This window comes from Pseudocitrobacter sp. 73 (assembly GCF_008369545.1).
Taxonomy (GTDB): domain Bacteria; phylum Pseudomonadota; class Gammaproteobacteria; order Enterobacterales; family Enterobacteriaceae; genus Pseudocitrobacter; species Pseudocitrobacter vendiensis.
Map to the genome: position 1 here is coordinate 115,611 of NZ_VTZO01000026.1, position 24,081 is coordinate 139,691.

At 55.7% G+C, this 24,081-nt stretch carries 20 protein-coding genes; 12 read left to right on the top strand and 8 right to left on the bottom strand.

Going from position 1 to position 24,081, the window contains the following annotated elements; all coding sequences use genetic code 11:
- Window positions 1-188: 188 nt before the first annotated feature.
- Together F0Q32_RS22135 and yeaG are read right to left on the bottom strand one after the other, a co-directional pair.
- The gene (locus F0Q32_RS22135; RefSeq protein WP_149464747.1) at window positions 189-1,460 is read right to left on the bottom strand and encodes a YeaH/YhbH family protein; all 1,272 of its coding nucleotides are present in this window, start codon (window positions 1,458-1,460) and stop codon (window positions 189-191) included.
- A 117-nt stretch (window positions 1,461-1,577) separates the two neighbouring features.
- Window positions 1,578-3,512, bottom strand: coding sequence for a protein kinase YeaG (yeaG, locus tag F0Q32_RS22140; protein WP_015964800.1), 1,935 nt, complete (start codon window positions 3,510-3,512; stop codon window positions 1,578-1,580).
- Window positions 3,513-3,951: 439 nt separating this feature from the next.
- On the opposite strand from yeaG, the gene F0Q32_RS22145 reads away from it, so the two are divergent.
- Window positions 3,952-4,698, top strand: a complete 747-nt coding sequence (locus F0Q32_RS22145) for a MipA/OmpV family protein (protein WP_149464748.1) — start codon at window positions 3,952-3,954, stop codon at window positions 4,696-4,698.
- 143 nt (window positions 4,699-4,841) lie between these two features.
- Window positions 4,842-5,693 (top strand): aldo/keto reductase, encoded by an 852-nt coding sequence (locus F0Q32_RS22150; RefSeq protein ID WP_149464749.1) that lies wholly within the window; start codon window positions 4,842-4,844, stop codon window positions 5,691-5,693.
- 129 nt (window positions 5,694-5,822) lie between these two features.
- Here F0Q32_RS22150 and F0Q32_RS22155 read toward each other — a convergent pair whose 3' ends face one another.
- A complete protein-coding gene (locus tag F0Q32_RS22155; protein ID WP_149464750.1) occupies window positions 5,823-6,707 on the bottom strand; it encodes a D-hexose-6-phosphate mutarotase in 885 nt (294 codons plus the stop codon).
- Between the two features lie 73 nt (window positions 6,708-6,780).
- Entirely contained in the window at window positions 6,781-7,776 is a 996-nt protein-coding gene (gene gapA, locus F0Q32_RS22160) for a glyceraldehyde-3-phosphate dehydrogenase (RefSeq protein WP_149464751.1), read from the bottom strand.
- 339 nt (window positions 7,777-8,115) lie between these two features.
- Here gapA and msrB point away from each other — a divergent pair, with 339 nt between their 5' ends.
- Window positions 8,116-8,529 (top strand): peptide-methionine (R)-S-oxide reductase MsrB, encoded by a 414-nt coding sequence (gene msrB / locus F0Q32_RS22165; protein ID WP_015964795.1) that lies wholly within the window; start codon window positions 8,116-8,118, stop codon window positions 8,527-8,529.
- 43 nt (window positions 8,530-8,572) lie between these two features.
- Window positions 8,573-8,851 (top strand): YeaC family protein, encoded by a 279-nt coding sequence (locus F0Q32_RS22170; protein WP_015964794.1) that lies wholly within the window; start codon window positions 8,573-8,575, stop codon window positions 8,849-8,851.
- A gap of 6 nt (window positions 8,852-8,857) precedes the next feature.
- Here the strand turns inward: F0Q32_RS22170 and F0Q32_RS22175 are convergent, their stop codons facing one another.
- Window positions 8,858-10,780 carry a sigma-54-dependent Fis family transcriptional regulator gene (locus F0Q32_RS22175; protein ID WP_149464752.1) on the bottom strand — a complete coding sequence of 641 codons (1,923 nt, stop codon included), beginning with the start codon at window positions 10,778-10,780 and terminating at the stop codon, window positions 8,858-8,860.
- Window positions 10,781-11,054: 274 nt separating this feature from the next.
- On the opposite strand from F0Q32_RS22175, the gene ssuD reads away from it, so the two are divergent.
- The 8 genes from ssuD to F0Q32_RS22215 all read left to right on the top strand — a co-directional run bounded on the left by ssuD (window position 11,055) and on the right by F0Q32_RS22215 (window position 20,379).
- Window positions 11,055-12,227, top strand: coding sequence for an FMNH2-dependent alkanesulfonate monooxygenase (gene ssuD / locus F0Q32_RS22180; protein WP_149464753.1), 1,173 nt, complete (start codon window positions 11,055-11,057; stop codon window positions 12,225-12,227).
- Window positions 12,228-12,249: 22 nt separating this feature from the next.
- Window positions 12,250-13,632: an FAD/NAD(P)-binding protein gene (locus F0Q32_RS22185; RefSeq protein WP_149464754.1), complete on the top strand. Its 1,383-nt coding sequence runs from the start codon at window positions 12,250-12,252 to the stop codon at window positions 13,630-13,632.
- Window positions 13,633-13,703: 71 nt separating this feature from the next.
- On the top strand, window positions 13,704-15,110 hold the full coding sequence (locus F0Q32_RS22190) for an LLM class flavin-dependent oxidoreductase (RefSeq protein WP_149464755.1): 1,407 nt from the start codon (window positions 13,704-13,706) through the stop codon (window positions 15,108-15,110).
- On the top strand, window positions 15,107-16,126 hold the full coding sequence (locus F0Q32_RS22195; protein ID WP_149464756.1) for a methionine ABC transporter ATP-binding protein: 1,020 nt from the start codon (window positions 15,107-15,109) through the stop codon (window positions 16,124-16,126). Before F0Q32_RS22190 ends, F0Q32_RS22195 begins: the two co-directional genes overlap by 4 nt.
- Window positions 16,123-16,818 (top strand): methionine ABC transporter permease, encoded by a 696-nt coding sequence (locus tag F0Q32_RS22200; RefSeq protein ID WP_149464757.1) that lies wholly within the window; start codon window positions 16,123-16,125, stop codon window positions 16,816-16,818. Before F0Q32_RS22195 ends, F0Q32_RS22200 begins: the two co-directional genes overlap by 4 nt.
- The gene (locus F0Q32_RS22205; protein ID WP_149464758.1) at window positions 16,818-17,693 is read left to right on the top strand and encodes a MetQ/NlpA family ABC transporter substrate-binding protein; all 876 of its coding nucleotides are present in this window, start codon (window positions 16,818-16,820) and stop codon (window positions 17,691-17,693) included. Before F0Q32_RS22200 ends, F0Q32_RS22205 begins: the two co-directional genes overlap by 1 nt.
- Before the next feature lie 48 nt (window positions 17,694-17,741).
- A complete protein-coding gene (locus F0Q32_RS22210) occupies window positions 17,742-19,157 on the top strand; it encodes an MFS transporter (RefSeq protein ID WP_149464759.1) in 1,416 nt (471 codons plus the stop codon).
- A gap of 10 nt (window positions 19,158-19,167) precedes the next feature.
- Complete coding sequence (locus F0Q32_RS22215; protein ID WP_149464760.1) at window positions 19,168-20,379, top strand: acyl-CoA dehydrogenase family protein; 1,212 nt, start codon at window positions 19,168-19,170, stop codon at window positions 20,377-20,379.
- A 35-nt stretch (window positions 20,380-20,414) separates the two neighbouring features.
- Here F0Q32_RS22215 and pncA read toward each other — a convergent pair whose 3' ends face one another.
- From pncA to sppA, 3 genes are read right to left on the bottom strand one after another with little or no spacing between them, the layout of a single operon-like run.
- Window positions 20,415-21,056 carry a bifunctional nicotinamidase/pyrazinamidase gene (gene pncA, locus F0Q32_RS22220; RefSeq protein ID WP_149464761.1) on the bottom strand — a complete coding sequence of 214 codons (642 nt, stop codon included), beginning with the start codon at window positions 21,054-21,056 and terminating at the stop codon, window positions 20,415-20,417.
- A gap of 9 nt (window positions 21,057-21,065) precedes the next feature.
- Window positions 21,066-22,082: an asparaginase gene (ansA, locus tag F0Q32_RS22225; RefSeq protein WP_149464762.1), complete on the bottom strand. Its 1,017-nt coding sequence runs from the start codon at window positions 22,080-22,082 to the stop codon at window positions 21,066-21,068.
- Window positions 22,083-22,133: 51 nt separating this feature from the next.
- Window positions 22,134-23,987, bottom strand: coding sequence for a signal peptide peptidase SppA (gene sppA / locus F0Q32_RS22230; RefSeq protein ID WP_149464763.1), 1,854 nt, complete (start codon window positions 23,985-23,987; stop codon window positions 22,134-22,136).
- Window positions 23,988-24,081 lie beyond the last annotated feature (94 nt).

Here is a 24,081-nt window from a genome sequence, read left to right on the forward strand (position 1 = left end):
AATACCTCCTTTTGTCATCACCAATTTAAAAGTAACCGTTTATGGGGTAGGGGTATATTAAAAAGTGTACGTTTCGTGAGCTATACCATTTTTTAATGATAATCACCCCGATGAATAGCGTGCTGAGAATTTGCTGATAACAAAAATGAGGAAATCAGCCAGCAAAAGGTAATGCTGGCTGATGAGTGTCAGGCATCCTGCTTATGGAACAGCTCGCGGAATACCGGGTAAATATCTTCCTGGTCGCGAATATGCTGCATCGCGAAGTTCTCAAACGTCGCCTGCAGATGCTCATACTCTCGCCACAGGGTTTGATGTGCCCGGCGGGTGATTTCGATATAGCTGTAATAACGGACTACCGGCAGAATCTTCTTCGCCAGCAGTTCATGACACAGTGGGGAGTCATCCGCCCAGTTATCGCCATCCGACGCCTGTGCGGCATAGATATTCCACTGTGCCGGGTTATAACGCTCCGTCACCACTTCATCCATCAGTTTCAGAGCGCTGGAGACAATCGTGCCGCCAGTTTCCTGAGAGTAGAAGAACTCATGTTCATCCACTTCTTTCGCCTGCGTATGGTGGCGAATATAGACCACCTCGACGTTTTTATAGGTTCGGCTCAGGAACAGATAGAGCAGAATGTAAAAACGTTTAGCCATATCTTTGGTGGCCTGATCCATCGACCCTGAAACGTCCATCAGGCAGAACATAACCGCCTGGCTGGTGGGCTCAGGCCGTTTCTCATAGTTTTTGTAACGCAGGTCAAAGGTGTCGATAAACGGCACGCGATCGATTTTTGCCCGCAGCTCAGCAATCTCTTTGCGCAGCCGCTCCTCTTCCAGCAACTGGGCCGGTTCGCTTTTGGCGACGATTTCCAGACTGGTTTCCAGTTCATGTAATTCGCGCCGTTTCCCCGCCGTCATGGCAGTGCGTCGGGCCAGTGAGTTTTGCAGCGATCGCACCACGCTGATGTTGGCCGGTACACCGTTTGAGGTAAACCCCGCCCGGTGCGTTTTATACTCGGTAAGCTGTCGCTGCTGGTTTTTTCGCAGGTTCGGCAGCGCTAAATCTTCGAATAGCAGATCCAGATATTCGTCTTTCGAAATCTGAAAGACGAATTCGTCCTGCCCCTCGCCGTCAGGGCTGGCCTGACCCTGACCGCTTCCGCCGCCACCGCCGCCCCCTTGCGGGCGCTCGATGCGGTCGTTTTGCACAAAGTGATCGTTACCGGGATGCACCCGATGGCGAAGCCCGCCGCGTCCCTGATGGAACATCGGCTCATTAATATCATCCGTAGGAATGGAGACAGACTCGCCGCTGTCTATGTCGGTAACCGAACGCTTATTGATGGCCTCGGAAATCGACTGTTTAATTTGCGCTTTATAACGGCGTAAAAAGCGCTGCCGATTCACCGCGCTTTTGTTTTTACCGTTAAGACGCCGGTCTATAAACCAGGTCATATTTCCCCTCCCGTACTGCCAACTTTTCGCCGTAAATCAATGCCGAATGGTGCTGCGCTTATCCGGATTACGGAACGCTGTGATATGCCCGGCAGGTAAGCACCGCCGGGCATGACATCATGACGATTTACGTACGCGCAGATACCATTCGCACAGCAGGCGTACCTGTTTACGGGTATAGCCTTTTTCCATCATGCGATCGACAAAGTCGTCGTGTTTTTTCTGCTCGTCCGTTGACGTTTTGGCGTTGAAGGAGATAACCGGCAGCAGCTCTTCGGTGTTGGAGAACATTTTCTTCTCAATCACCGTGCGCAGTTTTTCGTAGCTGGTCCAGTTCGGATTGCGCCCGTTGTTGTGTGCTCTGGCGCGCAGCACAAAGTTGACGATTTCATTACGGAAATCTTTCGGGTTACTGATCCCGGCAGGCTTCTCAATTTTTTCCAGCTCAGCGTTCAGGGATTCGCGGTCAAACAACTGGCCGGTATCCGGGTCGCGATACTCCTGATCCTGAATCCAGAAATCCGCATAGGTTACATAGCGGTCAAAAATGTTCTGGCCATACTCAGAGTAGGACTCCAGATAGGCCGTCTGGATCTCTTTGCCGATGAACTCGGCGTATTTCGGGATCAGATAACCCTTCAGGAACTCAAGATAACGTTCCGCCATTTCCTGCGGGAACTGTTCGCGCTCAATCTGCTGTTCCAGCACATAGAACAGATGAACCGGGTTGGCCGCCACTTCCGCATGGTCGAAGTTGAATACGCGCGACAGAATTTTAAAGGCGAAACGGGTTGAGAGACCGTTCATCCCTTCGTCCACGCCGGCATAGTCGCGATACTCCTGATACGACTTCGCTTTCGGATCGGTATCTTTCAAACTTTCACCATCGTAGACGCGCATTTTCGAGTAAATGCTCGAGTTTTCTGGCTCTTTCAAACGTGAAAGAATCGAGAAGCGCGACAGGGTTTCCAGCGTGCCAGGCGCGCAAGGCGCATGTACCAGCTCACTGTGGTTGAGCAGTTTTTCGTAAATTTTGATCTCTTCCGAAATGCGCAGGCAATAAGGCACTTTGACGATGTACACACGGTCAAGGAACGCCTCGTTGTTTTTGTTATTACGGAAGGTGACCCACTCCGATTCGTTGGAGTGCGCGAGGATAATACCGTTGAACGGCAGGGCGGAGAGGCCCTCGGTACCGTTGTAGTTGCCCTCCTGGGTCGCGGTCAGCAGCGGGTGCAACACTTTAATCGGCGCCTTGAACATCTCGACGAATTCCATGATGCCCTGGTTGGCGCGGCACAGCGCACCGGAATAGCCATAGGCATCCGGATCGTTCTGCGCGAAGTGTTCCAGCTTACGGATATCCACTTTCCCGACCAGCGCCGAGATATCCTGGTTGTTTTCATCGCCCGGTTCGGTTTTGGCAATCGCCACCTGTTCCAGAATCGATGGCCACACTTTGACCACGCGGAATTTGGTGATGTCGCCGCCAAACTCATGCAGACGTTTTGCCGCCCACGGTGACATGATGGTGCCGAGGTAACGTGAAGGCACGCCGTATTCTTTTTCCAGAATCTGCGCGTCTTCCTGCGGGTTAAACAGGCACAGCGGATGATCGTTTACCGGACTGCGCTCGCCGTTGGCGCTCAGCACGTAGATAGGCACCCGCTGCATCAGGGATTTCAGTCGTTCCGCCAGTGACGATTTACCGCCACCCACCGGGCCCAGTAAATAAAGGATCTGTTTCTTCTCTTCCAGTCCCTGGGCGGCGTGCTTCAGGTAGGAGACGATTTGCTCAATCGCATCCTCCATGCCATAAAATTCCTCAAACGCCGGATAGCGTCCAATGACGCGGTTCGAAAACAGACGGGAAAGCCGTGGCTCCTGGGCCGTGTCGACCATTACAGGCTCACCAATAGCCATTAATAGCCGTTCTGCCGCATTAGCATAGGCACTGCGGTCTTGCCGACAAATGGTAAGAAACTCCTGCAGTGTGAACTCTTCGTCCTTGGCAGCTTCATAACGCTGGCGATAGTGATCGAATATATTCATGGCATGCCGTCCTTTCGTCTTTTTTAGCACAGGTGGTTAAGAGCCGTTCGTATGAATAGTGGAGGCTCCCGGAAGCGGTCTGCCGCACGACGCTCGCTGCAAGTCCTGCAACCGAAATCCCCGGCTGCTGCACTCTTCACGAAAACATGCCCTGCGATGACGACTTCTAAAAATAAGCGTAGATGGCATTTGCAAAACTTGCATGCTGTCAAAAACGAATTTCAATGACATATCAATAACTCATCCAAAAATACGGTCATTTATTCTTTTTATGGAGAGAAGGGATTTCTTTCTGCTGTCACGTGTTTGCAAACGTGCTGTCATTGATTTCCGAGAGAATATCGAGCCATATTGTGCTCATTCAGGTAAAAAATTTGTGATAAGCGGACCTGGCGGGTAAACTTCCGCCGCTGATAAGTTGAAAAAGGAATAAAGGATTGTGAATAAAATCAAACTTCTGACGCTGGGCGTGCTGCTGGCTACTTCTGCAACTGCCGTGCAGGCTGAAAGCAAACTGACCCTGGGGGCAGGCGTTGGTGTCATTCAACATCCCTATAAACAGTACGGCAACGACGTTGTACCGGTGCCGGTTCTGACCTATGAAAGTGAGAACTTCTGGTTCCGAGGCCTGGGCGGTGGTTACTACCTGTGGAACGACGGTACCGATCAGCTTTCCCTGACTGCGTACTGGCTGCCGATGTATTTCAAACCGAGCGATAGCGACAGCCATAAACTGCGTCGCCTCGACAGTCGTCACTCGACAATGATGGCGGGTGTCTCCTGGTTCCACCATACCCAGTACGGTTCTCTGCGTACCACGCTTTCCGGTGATACGCTGGATAAAAGCAACGGTCTGATTTGGGATCTGGGCTGGATTTATCGCTACACCAACGGCAACCTGACGCTGACGCCAGGTATCGGTGTTGAGTGGAACAGCGATAACATGAACGACTACTACTACGGCGTGTCGCACAAAGAATCACGTAAAAGCGGCCTGCGTGACTACAGCGCAGACGGTGGCTGGAACCCGTATCTGGAGCTGAGCGCGAACTACCGCTTCCTCGGCAACTGGAGCGTATACGGAACTGCTCGTTATACTCGTCTGTCGGATGAAATCACCGACAGCCCGATGGTGGACAAAAGCTGGACCGGTCTGCTCTCAACCGGTGTCACTTACACCTTCTGATCCCCGCATCACTGTATCGAGCCCGCCGCTGGCGGGCTTTTTTTTGGCATTTTCCCGGAAACTGACGTCATAATTCAGGCAATTGACCAACATAATGGGATGTGGTTTTCCTTTAGGGTAAGAGGTAACAAAAGGAGGATGTTATGGCAGAAAAAACGGTTACGCTTGCCGGGCAACGGTTACCCGCGATTGGCCAGGGTACGTGGTATATGGGGGAAAACGCCAGTGCGCGGCGTGAGGAAGCCATGGCGCTGCGGGCGGGTGTTGATTGCGGTCTGACGCTAATTGATACGGCGGAGATGTACGCGGAAGGCGGCGCGGAAGAGGTGGTGGGCGAGGCGATTCGCGGAATTCGCGACCGTGTATTTTTGGTGTCGAAGGTGTACCCGTGGAACGCCGGGGGCAGCAATATGACCGCTGCCTGCGAAGCCAGTCTGCGGCGACTGGGCACCGACCATCTTGATCTATACCTCTTACACTGGCGCGGGAATTATTCTTTGCAGGATACCGTGACGGCAATGGAAAAGCTGGTGGCGCAGGGCAAAATCCGCTACTGGGGCGTGTCGAACCTCGATTACGCCGATATGCAGGAATTGTGGCAGGTGAAAGGTGGGGAGGCCTGCGCGGCGAATCAGGTGCTCTATCATCTGGCTTCGCGTGGAATTGAATACGATCTTCTTCCCTGGTGTCAGCAACACTCAATGCCGGTAATGGCGTACTGCCCGCTGGCGCAGGCCGGTCGTTTGCGCAGTGGGTTGTTTGCTAACCCGACAGTTGGCGCCATTGCGAATGCGCATCAGGCGACCGTCGCGCAGGTGCTGCTGGCGTGGGTAATTCGCCAGCGGGGCATCATGGCCATTCCGAAAGCGGCAACAGTAAAACATGTGGAAGAGAATGCGGCGGCACTGGCGCTGACGTTAAGCGAAGAAGAACAGGCATTGCTGGACAGCGCATTCCCGGCCCCAGGGCATAAAACGGCGCTTGATGTCGTCTGAAGAAAAAGCCGGATGGCACTTTCGCTTATCAGGCCTACAGAAAATTGCGGTCAAATATGCGTTCAATTGTAGGCCGGGTAAGCGCTAGCGCCACCCGGCAAAAGCCCGCACAATTGCCGGGCTAACCACTTAGCCTTTCACAACCTTAATGGTCTGGCTCAAACGGGACGGTTTATCCGCCGACGCTTTTTGCGTTTTGCTGGCGCACGCGGTTTCTACACACACGAAGGTTTTATAGCCATCGTCCGGCATGTCGCCCATGCTGACAGACAGCGCCGGGCCAGGGTTCCAGCCCACAACGTCCGGGTTATGGTGGTGAATCACGTTAATGCTGCGGTTCAGCGACGTATCGTGGATCACGCTGCAAGATTCTGGATTCAGATAAACGCGGTCGGTACGGTCCGGGAAGGTTTGTACGCCGTCGCTCAGCACGCCTTCTTTGGCGTCGTTCACTTTATCGATAAAGCGATCGCCAAGGCCGCTCACTTTTACCGCATGGATATCGCCCACGTTGAAATAGGTGTGCAGCGCGCTGGTGGTTTCGAAATCACCGTGTGCTTCCAGCTCGATTTCACAGGTTTTACCCAGTTTGAAACGAGCGAGCAGGGTGAAGTCGTGTGACCAGTACTGGCGGGAGGCATCGCTGCTTTGCAGTTCAAAGGTCAGCACCACGCCGTTGTCATCTTCGTTATGTGCTTTCAGCGCCCACGGTAGGTTACGAGCAAAACCGTGAGAAGGCAGTCCCTGCTGAGCCGCCGGGCCAAACCACGGCCAGCAGATAGGCACACCGCCGCGCAGGGCTACGCCGTTTTTAAACGGCGTATTGTTGCTCAGCCACAGCACATCCGCTTCTCCCGCCGGTTTCCACGACAGCAGGTGGGCGCCCTGAAGCGCAACGGAAGCCTTAACGGCCGGGTGATCAACAACAATAATTTCCAGCTCATCAAGCTGACGACGGGAGAGCACAGGGGTAAGTTGTTCGATTACCGGAAGTGCAAAAATTTTATTAATCATTACGCAATCCTTCTTTTCAAACAAAAAAAAGAGCGACCGAAGTCGCTCTTTCAGATTACTGTTTCATCTCAACTTATTTGGAGATGTGAGCAATCAGGTCCAGAACTTTGTTGGAGTAGCCGGTTTCGTTGTCGTACCAGGATACCAGTTTCACGAAGTTGTCGTTCAGTGCGATACCTGCTTTAGCATCGAACACAGAAGTGCAAACTTCGCCGTTGAAATCGGTAGATACAACGTCGTCTTCGGTGTAACCCAGAACGCCTTTCATCGGGCCTTCGGAAGCAGCTTTGATTGCTTTCTTAATTTCTTCGTAAGAAGCAGCTTTTTCCAGACGAACGGTCAGGTCAACAACGGATACGTTCGGAGTCGGAACGCGGAACGCCATACCAGTCAGTTTGCCATTCAGTTCTGGCAGTACTTTACCTACAGCTTTAGCAGCACCGGTAGAGGACGGGATGATGTTCTGGGATGCGCCGCGGCCGCCGCGCCAGTCTTTGTGAGACGGGCCATCAACGGTTTTCTGAGTCGCGGTGGTCGCGTGAACAGTGGTCATCAGACCTTCGATGATACCGAAGTTGTCGTTGATAACTTTAGCCAGCGGTGCCAGGCAGTTAGTGGTGCAGGAAGCGTTAGAAACGATGTCCTGGCCTTCGTATTTGTCAAAGTTAGCGCCTTTAACAAACATCGGAGTGTTGTCTTTGGACGGGCCAGTCAGAACAACTTTTTTCGCACCAGCAGTGATGTGTTTGCGAGCGGTTTCGTCAGTCAGGAACAGGCCAGTTGCTTCAGCAACAACGTCAACACCAACTTCGTTCCATTTCAGGTTAGCCGGATCACGCTCAGCGGTAACACGGATTTTTTTACCGTTAACGATCAGATGACCGTCTTTCACTTCAACGGTACCGTTGAAACGGCCGTGAGTGGAGTCATATTTCAGCATGTATGCCATGTAGTCAGCGTCTAACAGATCGTTGATTGCAACGATCTCGATGTCAGAACGTTCCTGAGCAGCACGGAAAACAATGCGACCGATACGGCCAAAACCGTTGATACCTACTTTGATAGTCATATATTCCACCAGCTATTTGTTAGTGAATAAAAGGTTGCCTGTAAAATTACAAAAACCTTACGCAGCGTCAAGCGGAATCGTGTCAATCATTGCGACAAATCAATCATCGGCACAAGCTTTGCTCGATTGAAATGCCTCACTCTCCCTTTGAGCTTGTAACCACATGGGGTCGGCGCCGCGAATTTTAAAGGTTGCAGCAGATAAAAATGTGAATTACATCACAATAAACCAGCCGCTTTTTCGCATCGAATAAGTTTAGAACAAAAGTCGATACGCCATTGTTAATGTTTTGTTAGAATCGGAGTTGAGATGTACTTTTCATAGCGAGATGTGAGCAAAATGGCGAACAAACCTACCCCCGAAGAACTCAAAAAAAATTTAAGCGAAATGCAGTTCTACGTCACGCAGAATCACGGCACCGAGCCGCCATTCACCGGGCGTTTGCTTCATAACAAGCGTGACGGGATTTACCATTGTTTAGTGTGCGATGCGCCACTTTTCCACTCCGAAAGTAAGTACGATTCTGGATGTGGCTGGCCAAGTTTTTATGAACCGGTAAGTGATACCGCCATCCGCTATCTCAACGATTACTCTCACGGCATGCAACGTACTGAAATTCGTTGCGGAAATTGCGATGCGCACCTGGGGCATGTCTTCCCCGATGGCCCTCAGCCGACAGGCGAACGTTTTTGCGTCAATTCGGCGTCCCTGAGCTTCACGGATGGCGAGAAAGGTGAGTCAACGAAAGGTTGAAAAAACGATTCAGCAAATTATTCCTTAACAGTCGGAGTCGGACATGAGTATTGAGCAAATTATCGACAATATGACACCGGACGTTTATCAGCGTTTGATGACGGCGGTGGAACTGGGGAAATGGCCGGATGGCGTGGCCCTGACCGCAGAACAAAAAGAGAACTGCCTGCAACTGGTGATGCTCTGGCAGGCGCGTTACAACAGCGACGCCCAGCATATGACCATCGACACCAATGGGCAGATGGTGATGAAAAGTAAGCAGCAGCTGAAAGAGGACTTCGGCATTTCACCAAAGCCCATCGCCACCTTTAAGCAGCACTGAGTGTTTTCAGGCCGCAATCCACGGTTCGGCCTGTTCCACTTTCGCATTCCAGATAGCATCGCGTACTGACACGGGCTTGCTCAGCAGGCCCAGCGCGTAGAAGCGGTCGGCGATGGTTTGCTGTGCGCGTATGACTTTCAGATCCATTTCGCGGGTCTGATGGCTGCGACGGGCCAGCGCGCACTCCAGCGAGGTGATATCCAGCCCCAGTTCGCTGGAAAGCAACTGCGCCGCGTCATGACGCTGCCTGTCGATAAACTTCCCGGTTCTGCCGAGCGCATCCACCACATGCGCAATGATGTCATTGTTATGCTGCGCGTAGTGACGGCGGGCGATGTAAAACTGATGGTTGTTCACGCGTCCCTCGCCGGTGGCGACAATCCGTAGCTGACCGCTTTTTTCTGCATCACTGAGCACCGGATCCCACATCATCCACGCATCGGCGGCCAGATAGTCGCTGGGCGTTAGCGGATATTTAGGCGGTGCGTACACCACTTTTATATCCTCAAGGCGTAAACCCGCTTCTTCCAGAATCTGCACCAGCAGCCAGTGCACGTTGGAACCTTTATTCAGAGCAATACGTTTACCGCGTAATTGATGGATGTGCTGAATGTCGCTGTCGTTTGGCACCACCATGGCGACGCTGCGCGGTGCGGGCGGCTCCCAGGCGACGTAAAGCAGCGCGTTTTCTCGCGACTGAGCAAAGACCGGCGGCGCTTCACCCGTGGTACCAAAATCGATATCGTTGTTGCTCAGCGCCTGCAACATCTGCGGGCCTGCGGGGAATTCACTCCACAGGACGTTCACGCCGCGCCCGGCAAACTCACGCTCTAATGTTTGACGCGCCTTCAGTACGCCAAGGTTGCCGAAACGCTGATAGCCGATACGCAGTTCACGTTCGCGCTGCGCGGGTGATGAGGGACTCAGGAGGATTGATTCCGGTTTGCGGCGGCTTTTTATCACCCCGAGATGCGCCAGATGGGTGCGTAAAGAGTGACGGCTGATGCCCAGCAGCGCGGCGGCCTGGCTCTGATTATTGTCGCTTTGCGCCATCGCCGTTTGAATCATTGCGTTCATCACCCGGTCGTACAACTGCCCGCCATGCAGCGTTAACTGCTGTCGCATAAACGCCGCCAATGTGTCTTCTTCTTGCTCATCGATCCTGGCAGGCGCGGAAGTAAAGCGCAGCTGCGCAGGCGTAATAACTTCCTCCTGGCTGAGCAATACGGCCGTATGCAGCATGTTCTCCAGCTCACGAACATTGCCAGGCCATGAATAGTCCATCATCGCGGCCAGCGTATCCGGGGCTAAACGGCGTGAGGGTTTACCCAGGCGTTTGGCGTAAAGCTGTAAAAAATGCTCTGCCAGCAGCGGGATATCCTGGCTGCGCTGACGCAGTGCCGGAAGATTAACTGCCGCGATATTAAGGCGATAAAAGAGATCTTCCCGGAATCGGCGCTCGCGGATGGCCTGTTCGAGGTCGACATGGGTGGCCGCAATCACCCGTACATTCACCTTGATGGGTCTGCGCGAGCCCACTCGGGTGATCTCGCGTTCCTGTAGCACGCGCAGCAGTTTGACCTGCAACGCCAGGCTCAGCTCGCCAATTTCATCCAGCAGCAGCGTGCCACCTTCAGCGGCCTCAAACCAACCGGGCTGTGCCTGCATCGCACCGGTAAACGCGCCTTTCTCATGACCGAACAGTTCCGCTTCCGCCAGCGACTCGGTTAAGGCACCGCAGTTCACCGCCAGGAATGGCGCGTGGCTGCGCGGGCTGTGGTGATGAAGGTATCGAGCCACCACCTCTTTGCCGCTGCCGGTTTCACCAATGATGAGGACGGTGGCATCGGTCGGGGCAAAGCGGTCAAGCAGGCTTTGAAAGGCTTTGGAAGCCGGGTCAATCAGCACAGGGGTAGAGGCGTTCAGCATAGGTTTGGCTCCGCGTAATTCATATGCCGAAGTTATCTTTTACCGGAGCAATACACCAGAGGGGAGAAGGCCCGGTTTGTTGCATTTGCAGCAGGCTGTGTCCGGTAGTTGTCGCATTTGCAACGGGATGTTGAACGCGCAAAATAAGTTAAGTGATTGATATTAAGTATTTTAATTTTTTTGAAGTTCTGGCACGAATTTCGCTAATACCGTTATAACCATCTTGAAGAAACGCTTCGATAAATAGTGAATATAGTTATAAAGGAAAGAGATAATGACAGCGAAATCCGATAATAACCTGAATGTCTTCTGGTTCCTGCCAACCCACGGTGATGGTCGCTATCTGGGCACTACTCAGGGTGGGCGTCCGGTTGATTTGCCTTATCTGCAACAGGTGGCGTTGGCTGCGGATAGCCTGGGCTATTACGGTGTGCTGATCCCAACCGGTAAAAGTTGTGAAGACTCCTGGCTGGTGGCCGCCGCGCTGGCTCCGCAAACGCGTAATCTGCGTTATCTGGTGGCGGTGCGTCCTGGGCTTCAGCCGCCTACGCTTGCGGCACGCATGGCGGCAACGCTGGATCGCCTGTCAGAAGGGCGTTTGCTGATTAACGTGGTCACTGGCGGCGATCCGGTAGAAAACAAGGGCGACGGGATTTTCCTGAATCATACTGAACGCTATGAAGTCACCCAGGAATTCCTCGATGTTTATCGCCGTCTGCTGGCAGGTGAAAAGGTCGATTACCACGGCAAGCATATCAAGGTGGAAGGCGCGGAAGTACTGTTCCCACCGGTACAGGAAAATGGCCCGCCGCTGTACTTTGGTGGTTCATCCGATGCGGCGATTGACGTCGCTTCAGATCATATCGACGCTTATCTGACCTGGGGCGAACCGCCTGCGCAGGTGGCGGAGAAGCTGGAAGTGGTGAAAGCGCGAGCGAAGGCGAAAGGACGCGAGCTGCAATACGGCATCCGTCTGCACGTTATTGTGCGCGAAACGGAAGAAGAGGCGTGGGCCGCCGCCGACAAACTGATCGCGCATCTGGATGATGACACCATTGCGCAGGCACAGCAGATCTTCTCGCGTATGGATTCCACCGGCCAGGCGCGGATGAGCGCCTTACACAAAGGCAATCGCGACAATCTGGTTATCTCGCCCAATCTGTGGGCGGGCGTTGGTCTGGTGCGCGGCGGCGCAGGCACCGCGCTGGTGGGCAATCCGCAGCAGGTGGCGGAACGCATTCGGGAGTACCAGGCTTTAGGGATCACGAATTTTATTTTCTCCGGCTACCCGCATCTCGAAGAGGCACATCGCTTCGCTGAGCTGGTCATGCCGCTGCTGCCGCTGAGTACGCGTCCGCGTAGCCAGTCCGGCAACGTGAATACCGGCCCGTTTGGTGAAACCATCGGCGGTGCGGCGCGTCCGACAAAACAGGTTAGCGCCAGTTAAACAAGGTTTGTGGAGATGTGCGATGAGTGAACCTCATATTGTGATTATTGGCGGCGGCTTCAGCGGGGCGGCGGTGGCAATTCATCTGCTGCGCGAAGCGCAAACGCCTGTGCGTATCACCCTCATTGAGCCCCGAGAACAGCCGGGGCTGGGCGTGGCGTACTCCGCCGCTGACCCGGCGCATCGCATCAATGTTCCGGCGTCCAGGATGCAGCTTTCCGGTGAGGAAGAGGGCGCGTTTGACCGCTGGTACCGTCAGCAGGCGAGTTTCCTGCGCGATGCTGACGCCCGTCATCCCGATGGCAGCGTCTATCCGCAACGTGGCGAATTTGGTCGCTATGTCGCCCGGGCGTTTCTCACCGAGGCGCAAAAGCAGCCAGGACGCGTCTCCCATCTGCGTGATACGGCCGTGGCCTGGCAGGATAATCAGGTGATCACCGCGCAGGGGCGTAAGATCACTGCCGATCGCGTAGTGCTGGCGGTCAGTCATCCGCCGCCGGATCACCCGAAAGAAGTGCGAGCGATTGCTGAACATCCGCGCCTGGTAGCCAATCCGTGGGTTGCCGGGGCGCTGGAAAATATCCCGCCCGAGGCCAATGTGGCGATTGTCGGTACCGCACTGAGCATGGCGGATGTCGTGGCATCGCTGACCCGCTTAGGGCATCGCGGCAAACTGCTGGCGTTCTCGCGCCACGGCTTGCTTTCACGGCCTAACGCGGCGGCGGGGCTGGCAAAATGGCAGGCGGATTATTCGCACGGCTCGCTACGCCAGCGCCTGCGGCAGATTCGCGAGGATATCGCTCGTGCCGCTGAAAACGGTCTGCCATGGCAGGTGGTGCTTGATGAAGTCCGCAGCCAGGGGCAGTCGATTTGGCAACAGTTAAGTGAGCGCGAACAGCGCCAGTTCCTGCGTCATCTGCGTCGCTTCTGGGATGTGCACCGCTACCGCATTGCGCCACAGGTGGCCGAGGCCATTACCGCGAAGCAGCAGGCTGGCTTACTCACTGTGCTGGCGGCCAGGCTGAAAACGGTGACGGCGAAGGAGAATCATCTGCGTGTGCAACTGGCGGTGCGCAATGATGCACAGCAGGAATTGTCCGTCGATTATCTGATTTTAACCACCGGGCCCGCGCACGCTTCGCTCACCGAAAGCCAGCCGTTTTTACGTGATTTGCGCCGGGCTGGCGTGATTCGCCCCGATGCGCTGGGTTTAGGGATCGACGTCGATACCCATTCGCAAACACTGGACGCGCAGGGCAAGCCTTCAGCCATATTTCTGGTCTCCGGGCCTGCTGCCCGTGGCCGCTTTGGTGAACTGATGGGCCTGCCGCAGGTGGCGGATCATGCTCAGGCCGTCGCCCGCGAAGCCCTGCTGACGCTGTCAGCACGATGTCCCACCATCTAAAAAATATCCCCCTTTCAAAACTATGAAATGACATAGCGCCAGGTTCGCCCCTGGCGCGACAGGAGAGTGCTATGCCATCGCAACGTGAAATTCGTCTTAACGCTTTTGATATGAACTGTGTCGGCCATCAGTCGCCGGGCCTGTGGGCGCATCCGCGCGATCGTTCCTGGCAGTACAAAGACCTGGATTATTGGGTCGATCTGGCGCGTTTACTGGAGCGCGGTAAGTTTGACGGCCTGTTTATTGCCGATGTGCTGGGCGTTTATGACGTCCTTAACGGTAACGGCGAGGCGGCGATTCGCCAGGCCGCGCAGGTACCGGTAAACGATCCGCTGGCGCTGATCACCCCGATGGCACTGGTGACCGAACACCTTGGTTTTGGCCTGACCGCATCGCTGTCTTTCGAGCATCCGTATCCGTTTGCCCGCCGTCTTTCGACCCTTGATCATCTGACCAAAGGGCGCGTGGGCTGGAATATCGTCACCTCTTATCTGGAAAGCGGGGCGCGGAATATTGGGCATAAAGCGCAAACGGATCACGACGCGCGCTATGACTACGCCGACGAGTATCTCGACGTGGTGTACAAACTGCTGGAAGGTAGCTGGGAAGAGGGCGCGATCCTGCGTGACCGCGAACGCCGCATCTTTAGCGATCCGAGCAAAATTCACAATATTAACCACCACGGTAAATTCTTTGATGTACCGGGTTTTCACCTTTGCGAACCTTCTCCGCAGCGTACGCCGGTGCTGTATCAGGCGGGCGCATCCAGCCGGGGTAAACACTTTGCTGCCAGCCATGCGGAGTGCGTGTTCGTGGCTGCGCCGTCAAAAGCGTTGCTTAAGAAAACCGTGGCTGATATTCGTCGCCGCGCCGTTGAAGCCGGGCGCGACCCGCACAGCATTCTGATTTTCAACATGCAAACGGTCATCGTCGGCGAAACGGACAAAGCCGCGCAGGCGAAATGGAATGAGTACAAATCGTACGTCAGCTACGAGGGTGCACTGGCGCTGATCTCCGGCTGGACAGGGATCGACTTCGGCCAGTTTAAACCGGACCAAATCTTCACTTACTCGCAGACCAACGCCATTCAGTCGGTGGTCGAAGCGTTCTCAACGGCCGATCCCAACCGTCAGTGGACGGTAGAAGCGATGGCGGAGTGGGTCGGTATTGGTGGCTTCGGCCCGTTAATGGTGGGCAGTGCGCAAACCGTCGCCGATGAACTGCAATCGTGGGTGGAAGAGACCGACGTGGACGGCTTCAACCTGGCGTATGCCGTGACGCACGAGACCTTTACCGATGTGGTGGAACTGTTGATCCCGGAACTGCAAAAGCGCGGCGTCTTCAAGAAAGAGTATCGCCCCGGCACCCTGCGCGAAAAACTGTTCGCCGGGGATGCTCGTTTGCAGGCGCCACACCCTGGCGCGAGCTATCGCATTCATGCGGGGCAGTCCGTTGAGGCGGGAGAGAAAGTCGCATGATTGAAATCGAAAATCTTTCAAAGAGTTACCGTAGCGCAAGCGGCAACGTGACGCCGGTTTTGAAAGGGATTTCTTTGCAGGTGCAGACGGGTTCGATCACGGCAGTGGTCGGCCCGAGCGGAGCAGGAAAATCGACGCTGGCGAAGTGCATCAGCCTGCTGGAGCGACCCGATAGCGGCAGCATCCGGGTTAACGGTAACGATCTTTCGCTGCTCTCAGGCGATGCCCTGCGCCGTGAACGTCGCGCGATTGGCACCGTTTTCCAGTCCTCGGCGTTGCTCGGGCGTAAAACGGCCTGGCAGAACATTGCCCTGCCGCTGGAATGCCTCGGCGTGGTGGAGCGGGATATTCACGCTCGCGTGGGTGAACTGCTTGAAAGCGTCGGGCTGAGCCATAAAGCGCAGGCTTATCCGGCGCAGCTTTCCGGCGGCCAGCGTCAGCGTATTGGCATCGCCCGCGCGCTGGCTTTACGCCCGTCGGTGTTGCTGGCGGACGAAGCCACTTCCGGGCTGGATCCGCAGGCGACAGATTCGGTGCTGAAACTGCTGCGCCAGTTACGTGATGACTATCGGCTGGCCATTGTGTTGATCACCCACGAAATGGACGTTGTGCGAACCACGGCGGATGCGGTCGCGGAGATTCGCGAGGGCGAGATTGTGCAGGCAGGGGCGCTGAAGACGCTGCTGGCACAGCCGGATTCCGGCCTCGGGCAACAACTGATGCCGCTGGCGCCGGCCTCCGCGCTTTCCGATGTGTTACTGCGTGTGAGCTATCGCACCGATGGCAGCGTACGCACGGACTGGATTAGCCAGTTAAGCCAGCAGCACGGTCTGCGTGTCGATGTGTTGGGCGGTCATGTTGAGCAAATTAATGGCTTACTCAGCGGCAGAATGCAGATAGGCATCAGCTTTACCCATGAACGGATGTCAGTTCCGCGGCTGATCGCGCAGTTAGCGCATCTTGGCGTGGTCGCGCAGGTTCTGGACGCGCCGCGAGCGTTGAAGGAGGCCGTATGAAACCCACCACTGTCAGTCAGGATACGCCGTGGAGTGAGATTCATACGCTGCTGCTGCCCGCACTGGGGGAAACGGCGCTGATGGTCTCTATCGTGATGCTGTTTGTCGTCACGCTGGGGGGCGTGGGCGGCGTTGTCCTGTTCAATACCTCTGCGCGCGGGTTGTTCCCTCGTCTGGCCCTGCATCGCGTACTCAACAGTATTGCCAACGTCGGGCGATCGTTGCCGTTCCTGGTACTTATGGCCGCCATCATTCCGTTCACCTGGTGGCTAACGGGAACCACCATCGGCATTCCTGCGGCGGTGGTGCCGATGATTGTCGCCGGGATCCCGTTCTTCGCGCGGCTGGTGGAGAACGCATTGCGCGAACTGCCTGCAGACGTGACGGCGGTCGGGTTGGTTTGCGGCGGCTCCGCCTGGCAAATCATTACCAAAGCGCAACTGAGTGAAGCGCTGCCTGCGCTGGTGGCGGCGGTGACCCTCAACATCATCTCGATGATTGAGTATTCAGCGATCGCGGGCACCATCGGGGCGGGGGGCATCGGTTATCTCGCGGTGGTGTACGGCTATCAGCGTTTCGACAACCACATCATGATTGCCACCATTGTGGTGCTGATTGTGGCTATTCAGCTTATCCAGTTTTTGGGCGACCGCCTGGTTACCCGACTTCGACACACACAGGGGAGCGTCTGATGACGACAGAACCGTTTGAACTGCGTAAAGCCCAGCGCTGGCCGTGGCTGGTGGCGCTGGCCATCTTACTCATTGCGATTGCCGCGTTCGCCTGGTGGCGTACACAAGGTCCCGCTCAGGTGGTGTTTGGCACCACGCTGAAAATTCATTATGAATCGGCGATGGCGGGTGAACAGCGCATTATTGAATATATCGGTGAGCATATCGCGCCAGACTATGGATTGACGCTGGAAGCCGTGGGCGTGCAGGACCCGGTGCAGGCGGATCGCGCGGTGGCAGATGGCACCTATGCGGGCACCATTTATCAACATCAGTGGTGGCTCAAGCAGGTTGTCGATGCCAACGGTTTTGCGCTGAGCACTACCGTGCCGGTCTTCCAGTGGGCGTTTGGTATTTACTCCGACCGATATCCCTCTATCGATAAACTGCCAAAAGGCGCAACGATTGTGGTGCCGGACGACGGTGCAAATCAGGGGCAGGCCCTGTGGCTGTTAGCGCGTATCGGGCTAATTAAACTCGACCCGGCGGTTGAACCACGGACTGCGAAACTGAAAAACATCGTCGAAAACCCGCATCAGTATCAGTTTAAAGAACTGGACTTGCTGACCATGCCGCGCGCGCTGAACTCGGTGGATGCGGCGATTGGCTATGTCTCGCAGTTTGATGCCGGGAAAATTCCGCGCGAGAAGGGCATTCTTTTCCCGCCCGCACCGCGTACCTTCGCTTCACAACTGGTGATAGGTACGCCATATCTGAACCAGGAAAATATCGAAAAACTGAAACAGGCATTTGCGGACCCCCGGATCCAAACCTGGCTTAAGACCACGGACGATCCCTTAGTCAAAGGTGTGCTGGTACCTGTTTCCGCAGAATAACGATTCTTAGCCGGTCAGCCGACCGGCCTTTTCAGGCAAGGTAAAATTATGAGTTCAATCCCGGTAGAAAATACGGGCGGGGTTTCTGTGCCCGTCGGTTCGGTGAGTGATGTCGCGAAGCTGATTAATCACCACGGCGAACAGGCAAAATATGCGCGCATGATTGTCTTTTTAGCGCTTGGCGGCGTCTTTCTGGATGCTTACGATCTCACCACGCTCTCTTACGGTATCGATGATGTGGTGAAGGAGTTTCAGCTAACGCCGCTGCTCACCGGCCTGGTGACGTCGTCAATTATGGTTGGCACCATTTTTGGCAATCTTATTGGCGGCTGGCTGACCGATAAGTATGGCCGCTACTCGGTCTTTATGGCGGACATGCTGTTCTTCGTGATATCGGCGATCGCCGCCGGTCTGGCGCCGAATGTGTGGGTACTGATTGGCGCGCGTTTCCTGATGGGGATCGGCGTTGGCATCGACCTGCCGGTGGCAATGTCCTATCTCGCTGAATTTTCGAAATTCGCCGGAAAAGGTAACAAAGCCGCGCGCCTCGCTGCCTGGTGCCCGATGTGGTATGCGGCCTCCACCGTCTGCTTTTTAATTATCTTCGCGCTGTACTTCCTGCTACCCACTCAGCATCTCGACTGGCTGTGGCGAGCCTCGCTGCTGTTTGGTGCGGTGCCTGCGCTGTTGATTATTGCCGTGCGCAGCAAGTTTATGAACGAGTCGCCGCTGTGGGCGGCTAATCAGGGCGATTTACAGGGCGCGGCGCGTATTCTGCGCGAATCCTATGGTATCGCCGCCCATGAAGCGCCGGGCATAAACGTCGCGCCGTCGCCGAAAGTGAGCTACCGCGTACTGTTCGAGAAACCGTATCGCGAGCGCACGATTGTTTCCGGGGTGATGAATATCTGTATCGCGTTTGAATACACCGCGATTGCATTCTTCCTGCCGACTATTCTGGCGCAGTTCCTCGGCGCGGGCGTGTTTGAAACCATCGCTGCCTCGCTTGGGCTGAATGCGCTGTTCGCGTTTACCGGCGGCCTGCTCGGAATGCATCTGGCGTGGAAATATCCCTCCCGACACGTGGCGATTGCCGGCTTCGCTCTGCAATTTGTCGCGCTGATCGTGCTGGCGCTGGTGGGGCAACCGCAGGCGGCGCTGGGCGTGGCGATTGCGGTGGGGATGCTCGGCCTGTGGCTGTTTGCCGAAGGCTTTGGCCCCGGTGCGCAACTGATGATTTACCCGGCGCTCTCTTACCCGACGCATATTCGTGCGACGGGCGTCGGTTTCAGCCGCGCGCTTTCCGGCGTTGGCAGCGCGCTGGCGCTGTTTATTTTGCCGCTGCTACAGGCCTCGCTCGGTACCAACATGTTCTGGGTGGTGTCGCTTGCTGCGCTGATCCCCATTTTCTTCCTGCTGGCGGTGCGCCATGAGCCTACCCGCCATGATATTGACGACCAATAAGGAGTCTTTGATGACCTTACTTTCAACCGGAACCGATTATGACGTGCTGGCGGCGCGCTTCCGCCCGATATTTGAACGCATCGCCACCGAGACGGTCGCGCGGGAACTTAACCGTACGCTGCCGTACGAACCGATTCGCTGGCTGAAGGAAGCCGGTTTCGGCACGGTACGCATCCCGCAGGAAAAGGGCGGCTTTGGCGCCTCGCTGCCGCAGCTTTTCGCGCTGTTCAGCGAACTGGCGCAGGCGGATTCTAACCTTCCGCAGGCGCTGCGCGGGCACTTTGCTTTTGTCGAAGACCAGCTCAACCGCCCCGAGAGCGAACTGCGCGATCGCTGGTTCCGCCGCTTTCTTGATGGCGATATTGTCGGCAATGGCTGGACGGAAACAGGCGAGGTTAAACTGGGTGATGTCATCACTAAAGTGACGCCGACAGAGAACGGCTGGCGGCTGACAGGTGAGAAATTTTACAGCACCGGCACGCTGTTCGCCGACTGGATAGATGTCTTCGGGCGGCGCAGCGATACCGGCGGCGATATCATCGCGCTGGTCAGCACGCACCAGCCGGAGGTTGAGCGTGACGATGACTGGGATGGTTTTGGTCAGCGCCTGACGGGCAGCGGCACCACCCGTTTTCGCGATGCGTTTGTCGAACAGGAACATGTGACGGATTTTGCTGAGCGATTCCGTTATCAAACCGCGTTTTATCAGCACGTACTGCTCGCCACACTTGCCGGAGTTGGCCGGGCCATTGAACGCGATGCCGCTGAGGGCGTGAAAAATCGCCGTCGCGTTTATAGCCATGGCAACGCGCCCGCTGCCCGCGATGACGCGCAGGTTTTGCAGGTGGTCGGGCAAATCAGCAGTTGGGTCTACGCGGTAGAGGCCACAGTCGAACGCGCCGCGCAGGCGATGCAGGCAGCGTATGAAGTGCATGCCGATACTGACCCGTCGGTAGTCACGCGCGCCAACGAACTGGCAGAAGTGGCTTCCGCCAAGGCGCAGGTGGTAGCGAGCGAACTGATCCCGCGTGCAGCAACAGAGTTATTTAACGCCCTCGGTGCATCGGACACGCGCACTGCAAAAGCGCTGGATCGCCACTGGCGCAATGCGCGAACGCTGGCATCACATAACCCGGTTATCTATAAAAGCCGAAGCGTTGGAAACTGGCGGGTGAACGGTGTACCGCCGGTATTTTTGTGGCAGATTGGTAACGGAAGTTAAAGACGTAGGCCCGGTGAGCGCAGCGCCACCGGGCATCACCCCTGCGTCTCTTCCCAGTCCGCCAGCGTATACAGCGTTGCGCCTGCCGCCGCCATCTCCATAAACGCCTGATTGCTGTCCTGCGGCTGAATATTCACGCCGCGGCAGCCGTCGGTTATCACGTTCACGCGGTACCCGAGTTCCAGCGCATCCAGCACAGTGAACTTCACGCAGTAGTCGGTTGCCAGACCGAGCACAATCAGCTCGTTGATTTCATGATGACGCAACCACGCATCCAGCGCCGTTTTCTGGCGATGACCGTTATCGAAGAATGCGCTGTAGCTGTCGATATTGACGCTTTCGCCTTTATGAAACACTGCATCAATCGATTTTTGCGCCAGCAACGGATGCAGTTCGGCACCCTCGCTGTGTTGCACGCAGTGATCGGGCCAGAAGGTCTGTGGCAGGCCGTCGAGTTGACCTTGCGTGTAGGGCTCTACGCCGTGCTGGCTGGCAAAGCTACCGTGCCTGGCCGGATGCCAGTCCTGGCTCGCCACCACGGCTTCGCCGCGTGCTTTGCACCAGGTTATCAGCGTATTGGCGACATCAACCGTGCTGTCGCCTTCAGCAACTGCTAGCGCGCCGCCGGCGCAGAAATCATTTTGCAGATCAACCAGTAACAGTGCTCGTGCTTTCATAGAGGCTCCTTAGTCGTCTGGCGTCAGCTCACCGCGCAGGTTTTGCTGCATGGCACTACGGATGGCGTCGGCGTCAAGGTTCTGGCTTAACAGATAGTGCAGTTTGGTCAGCGTGGCTTCCACGGTCATATCCGCACCGCCAATCACACCTGCGTGGGCGAGGGCATTGCCGGTAGCATAGCCACCCATGTTGACCTTGCCGGACATACACTGCGTGAGGTTAATCACCACGATGCCGCGTTGGCTGGCTTCGGTCAGTTCTTTTAAAAATTCGCTGTTTTGTGGCGCATTGCCGACGCCGTAAGAGCGCAGAATCAGCGCTTTTACCGGCTGGCGCAGGAAGTTACGCACCACGTCGGCTGAAATACCGGGATAAATCGTCACCACGCCAATCGGCTGCGGCGTAATCGGATGGACGATCAATTCGCCTGAGGTGCTCGGCGCGGGCGGTGTACCCAGGCGGCGGATATGAATTCCCGCCTCCAGCAGCGGCGCCAGGTTCGGCGATGCGAAAGCATCAAAACCGTCGGCGTGCGCTTTGGTGGTGCGGTTGCCGCGATAGAGGCGGTTGTTGAAGAACAGTGAGACTTCGTTGATCGGGTAGTTCGCCGCCACGTATAAGGCATTCAGCAGATTAATTTGTCCATCAGAACGCAGTTCGGCGAGCGGGATTTGTGACCCTGTCACAATTACCGGTTTGCCCAGATTCTCCAGCATGAACGACAGCGCCGAGGCGGTGAAGGCCATGGTATCCGTACCGTGAAGGATCACAAAACCATCATAATCGTCGTAGTGCGCTTTGATATCATCGGCAATGTGCTGCCAGTCTTCTGGCGTCATATCCGAAGAATCCATCAGCGGCTGATATTCATGGATAGTGAAATCCGGCATCTCCTGACGATGGAATTCTGGCATCAGCGCCAGCTGACGTTGCAGATGACCAGAGACAGGAATATAACCGTGTTCGGAACGCTGCATCCCGATGGTACCGCCGGTATAGGCGACGTAAATGGATTTTTTTTGCATGGTGTCGTTTGAGTAAGCGAAAGAAAATCCCCTCCGAAGAGGGGATTGCGATTAACGTATATTGGCGCAGGTCAGGCAAAACGCATAGCGATTTTGCGGGTCATTGAAGGCAGCCAGCTTGTCCGTTTCGGCTTTCACCTCTTTGGCGGCTGAGGCCAGCGGCGCAGGCAGATACGCCTGCAATGCCTGCGGCAGCGAGGCGCGCACCGAGCCGGAAACGCTATCCATCACCATATCGAAGAACGTGGGTTCAGACTGATAGTAGTCGATGTGCCACGCTTTCAGTTTCGCCAGTTCAGCGGCTTTGGCGACCGCGTCATCGAAATCGCCGAGGCTGTCGACCAGACCATTGGCTTTCGCATCCTGCCCGGTCCACACGTGGCCCTGGGCGATTTTATCAATCTGCTCCGGCGTGCTGTGGCGCGACTGTGCAACCAGGGTGATAAAGCGTTTATAGCCGTTCTCAATGGTCAGTTGCATCATCTGCTGCACTTCAGGCGGCAGCGTTTTGGTCATTGACACATCTGCCAGCGGAGACGTGGCGACGCCATCCGTGTGCACGCCGATGGAATCCAGCGAGTTTTCCACGGTATTGATCACGCCAAAGATACCGATAGAACCGGTCAGCGTGCTCGGGTTTGCCACGATGTAGCTTGCCGGGGTGGAGATCCAGTAACCGCCTGAAGCCGCCATACCGCCCATCGACACTACAACCGGTTTACCCGCGTCTTTCGCCGCCGCCAGTTCCGCGCGGATCACTTCCGAGGCGCTGACGCTGCCGCCAGGGCTGTTGACGCGCAGCACAATCGCTTTCACTTTCGGATCAAGACGCGCATCGCGGATTTGCGCGGCAGTGGTATCACCACCGACGTTCCCCGGCGTTTCTTCACCGTCCATAATCGCGCCATTGGCAAAGACGACGGCGATGCTGGAACCCGTATCTGCCGGGGTTTTCAGCGCATAGTCGTAAATGCTGACTGCACGGTAGTTTTTATCCGCTTTGCTCCAGCCAAACTCTTTGCTGAGCGCTTTCTCGATTTCAGCGCTGCTGCCCAGTGAATCGACCAGTTTGCTATCAAGCGCATATTTCGCCGTATCGCCGTCCACTTTGGTCAGGCCATCAAGCATCGCCTGCGCGCCAGGGAAGACCTGCTGCGCGGTGATTTTGCGGTTTGCCGCCACCGTATTCAGATAGTTCTGCCACAGTTCGCCAATCCAGCGGCTGTCAGCATCACGCGCGGCGGGGGACATATCATCGCGAATAAACGGCTCCACGGCGGATTTATAGGTGCCGACGCGGAATACATGCGTAGAAACTTTCAGCTTCTCAAGCAGGGATTTGTAATAGAGGCCGTTGGTGGCAAAGCCGTGCAGGTCAACAACGCCCTGCGGCGAGAGCCAGATTTTATTGGCAAAGCTTGCGAGGTAATACTGACCCTGGCTGTAGCTGTCGCCCACGGCATAAACCGGTTTGCCGCTGTCACGGAACTCACGTAGCGCTTTGCCGATATACTGCATCGACGGCTGATCGCCCCCGGCGAAGTTCTTGAGATCCAGCACGATACCGGTGATATTGCGGTCATCTTTCGCCTGGCGGATGGCCTGAACGATATCGAACAGCGAGTTTTCCTGTAAACGATCGGAGCTTGAGCCAAACAATTGACGACCAATCACCCCCAGCTTACTGCTGGCTGAAGGCTTATCGACAATTACGCCGCTGATGTCCATCAACAGCGCGCCACGCGTATTGTTGCTTTCAGGCGTGCTGCTAAGCTGCATCCAGATCCCCACGCCAACCAGCACAAGGAAAATAAAGAACAGGTTCAGCACCAGTTCGCGGGCAAAATTGAGTAATCGCCACGTCCATTTAAAGAATCCGGCGATAAAACGCCATAGGGTTCGCATGTTTTCTCCCTGATAAAGACAGTAAACGGTCCACCGAAAGCGGTGAAACATCTGGCTATCCTAATTACAGCGCCGCCTGTTGTCAGCAGGAATC